This is a genomic window from Clostridium sp., from assembly GCF_047718555.1.
Taxonomy (GTDB): Bacteria; Bacillota; Clostridia; order Clostridiales; family Clostridiaceae; genus Clostridium_I.
The window spans coordinates 1-3,913 of sequence record NZ_JBDNRK010000109.1; the positions used below are offsets into that span (position 1 = coordinate 1).

Below are 3,913 nucleotides of genomic sequence, written 5' to 3' on the forward strand. Positions count from 1 at the left end.
TGTTAATGCCAAAAGTTACTATAAATAATTTAATATTGAACTTGGATATCTATAATAAAATTAAAATATTATCTATAATTAGTGATAATGATATTCGTTATCAAATTAATAGGGAGGTCAGTTTAAAAATTGTAAAAGTATATTGTCTTATTTCACAAGGGGGTTCATGGTTTGAATAAAAAATTATCTATTTTAAAGAAAAAAATATCTCTGGTAAAAATATCTAGATTCATAATTCAGCTTATATTTTTATACTTTTTCTCAGGACTATTTACTTTAGCTTTTACTGGTTTTAGGAGTATATATTTGGGACTAGCTAGAGAAAATTTTAGTATCGCTAATTCCTTCACTTTCTTAGCTGCTTTTGCGGCTGTAGTAGTTTTATCTGTTTTAATAGGGCGGTTCTTCTGTGGCTGGATATGTGCCTTTGGAACCTTTAATGATCTTGTGTATTTAGTTTCAAGAAAGATATTTAAGAAAAAGATAAAAATATCACAGGCAGTAGATGAAAAATTAAAATATATTAAATACATAGTTTTATTGGGAATTATAATTTTTATGTGGTCAATGGACTTATCACCGGAAAAAAGCATAGATCCTTGGGACGCCTTTGCTCAACTACCACAGTTTAAAACTATGGCTCCTGAAATTCCAATAGCTTTTATATTTTTGGCCTTAATAACTATAGGCGCCATGTTTATAGAAAGATTCTTTTGCAGATATTTGTGCCCTCTGGGAGCTATACAGGCTATACTTTCAAAATTTAAGATTATTAACATAAGCAAGCCAAGTGAAAAATGTGGCAAATGCCAATTGTGTACGGGAAATTGCCCAATGGGAATAAATCTATCGCAGGTAGAGTCAGTAGAGAGTGGCGAATGTATAGCATGTCTAAAATGTGTAGATACATGTTATAGAAGCAATCCTAAAGTTGTTATATTTAAAAAATTAAATATGCAGTGGTATTCTTCTACAGCGGCGGCAATTTTGGTGTTCAGCTTTATCTTTTGGGGAAGTAAATTTGTAAAGCCAGAAGCAAAAATAGGAGCTAAGGTTAGTGCAGCTCAGATGTCAAAAGTTGATGAAGCTGTTTTCAGCGATGGTGTATACATAGGAGTAGGTACTGGTTTCAGACCTAACTTAAAGGTTCAGGTTAAAATAACTAAAGGGAGAATTCAGGACATAAAGATAATTTCTCATGAAGAAACTAAAGGATATTACGAACAGGCTTTTGATGTAGTGCCAAAGGAAATAATAGCAGCACAATCTTCAGATGTAGATGCAGTATCAGGGGCGACCAAGTCCAGTAACGGAATAAAATCTGCAGTAAAAGATGCTCTTAATAAAGCAAGAAAAGATAAGACTCAAAATGAAATTGTAGATAATAATCAAAATCAGGAAAACAGTGCTTCACCTCAAGCTGAGAGTACAAGTGCAGATGCTTCAATGGATAAGAATGCAAAATTCAAAGATGGTACCTATACAGGGGTGGGAATTGGATATCAGCCTGGACTTAAAGTATCTGTTACTATAAAGGATGGTAAGATAGCAGATATAAAAATATTATCTAATAACGAAACACCAGGTTTCCGTGAAAAGGCATTTTCTGTAGTGCCAAATGAAATAATATCAGCGCAGACTACGGATGTAGATGCAGTATCAGGAGCTACTTTTTCCAGTAGAGGAATAATGACAGCGGTTAAAAATGCACTTCAGAAGGCATTAATTAGTGGTGAACTGCCAGAAGGTAATACTTCTACAACAGCAAGTACAGCTGCTAATAATAGTTCGGCTAATGTTTCGAATGTAGTTGCTAATTTACCTGTATACACTGGTAAAGGATTGTACAAAGATGGAGTATATACAGGTATTGGCAAAGGATTTGAGCCGAATCTTAAAGTTTCTGTTACAGTAAAAGATGGAAAAATAACAGATATAACAATATTGTCACACAATGAAACCACTGGTTTCTATGAAAAACCTTTTACTATAGTGCCAAAGGAAATAATAAGTAAGCAGGATACAAATGTAGATACAGTATCAGGTGCTACAAGGTCTAGTAACGGAATAATATCAGCAGTTAATGATGCATTAAAGAATGCAAGATTAGATGGTACAACCATTGCTAACAATAATCCAAATAATGACACAAGTGGCGGATCAAATAATAATAGTACAAGCAATGATTCAAATAATGGAAGCAGTAATAATACACCAACTAATCCATCGGATAACAATAATAACCCTACAGATTCTGGGGATAACAAGCCTGTTACTACAGCAGTTCATCTATACAAAGATGGAAGATATACAGGAATAGGCACAGGGCTTAAAAACAATCTTACTGTAGACGTAACAGTGAAGGACAACAGGATTACAGATATAAATCTTATAACATATAAAGAGGGCATAGAGTACATAAAAAAAACTATGACTCCAATGAGTGACAGAATAATAGCAGCACAATCTACGGATGTAGATGTGGTGTCTGGAGCAACTGATACAAGCAATGGAATCAAGGATGCCGTAAATAAGGCTCTTGAAAAGGCGGTTTATAAAGATGGTACTTTTACTGGAACTGGAAGAGGTTATAATAGAAATAATCTTATCAATCTTAAGGTTACAGTGAAAGATAGTAAAATAAGTAACATTGATATAATATCTCAGTCTGAAACAGCAAATTATTTTGAAAAGGCATGGCCAGCTGTACCAGAAGCGATAATTAAGGCACAGTCAACTACAGTAGATACAGTATCAGGAGCAACAAAATCAAGTAACGGTATAATTTCAGCGATAAATAATGCTCTTGCAACAGATACCTCTGCAGGAGAAACAAGTACTTATCCAAGTAAAGAAGAGGTAGCAGCACCATTTAGAGATGGAGTATACACCGGAAAGGGTAAGGGACATGCTGAAAACCTTACAGTTAATGTAACTATAAAGGATAATAAAATAATAAAGATTGATCTGGGAGCTAATGATGAAACACCAGAATACTTTAAGAATGTATGGCCGCTTCTGCCAAATGAAATGATTGAAAAACAATCTGCAGATGTGGATGCAGTATCTGGAGCAACAAGATCAACTAATGGTGTAATCAATGCAGTTAAGGATGCTCTAAGAAAATCACATGATGCAACTTTAAACTTAGGAGATGCTGTTTCAACTAGCAGTGAAGTCTCAAAGAATAATACAACTGTTGGTGATAATTCAGGTAATAGTGAAGTTAATAACAATACTGGAAATACTACAGCTACTGATAGCAATACTGGAACATCACAAAATGGTAATTCAACAACTAACTCTAGTGAAGTAAAATATAAAGACGGAGTTTACGAAGGAACGGGAGACGGTTTTCAGCCAAATCTTAAGCTTTCTGTTACCGTAAAAGACAGGAAAATTACTGACATAAAGACAATATCCAATAATGATACAGAAAGTTTTTATAATAATGCATTTAACACAGTGCCAAAAGAGATAATAAGTAAACAATCTACGGAAGTAGATTCAGTTTCAGGAGCAACCTTCTCAAGTAAGGGCATAATGACAGCAGTAAAGAATGCATTAGAGAATTCAATGTGTCAGTAGTAGATTTGATCATTATATTTAGAAGGATATTTATCAAATCAAAGATGTGCTTAAAGTAAGCTGATATTAGATAAATAGAATTATATATTGATAATGAATTGCAATATCATAGTATTGGAGTAATAAATAACAAAATTAGCACTATCATGTTTATTGAATCTCAATAAATGTTGATAGTGCTTTTTTAGTGGAAAGATGAATTTAGCTTTGTTAATTTCACCTGACTAACTTGGCGTAAGACTCCCACGCACTCTGTGAAAGCGATTCACGCAAAATCAAAAAAAAGATTTTGGTTCTCTGCTTTTCTTCAAGTGGGAGTTCAACG

The 3,913-nt window shown here is 33.7% G+C and carries 1 protein-coding gene; it reads left to right on the forward strand.

Annotation, left to right across the window (positions count from 1 at the left end):
• Positions 1-171 precede the first annotated feature (171 nt).
• Positions 172-3,588 carry an FMN-binding protein gene (locus ABF633_RS20500; RefSeq protein ID WP_415526550.1) on the forward strand — a complete coding sequence of 1,139 codons (3,417 nt, stop codon included), beginning with the start codon at positions 172-174 and terminating at the stop codon, positions 3,586-3,588.
• The last annotated feature ends 325 nt before the right edge of the window (positions 3,589-3,913 follow it).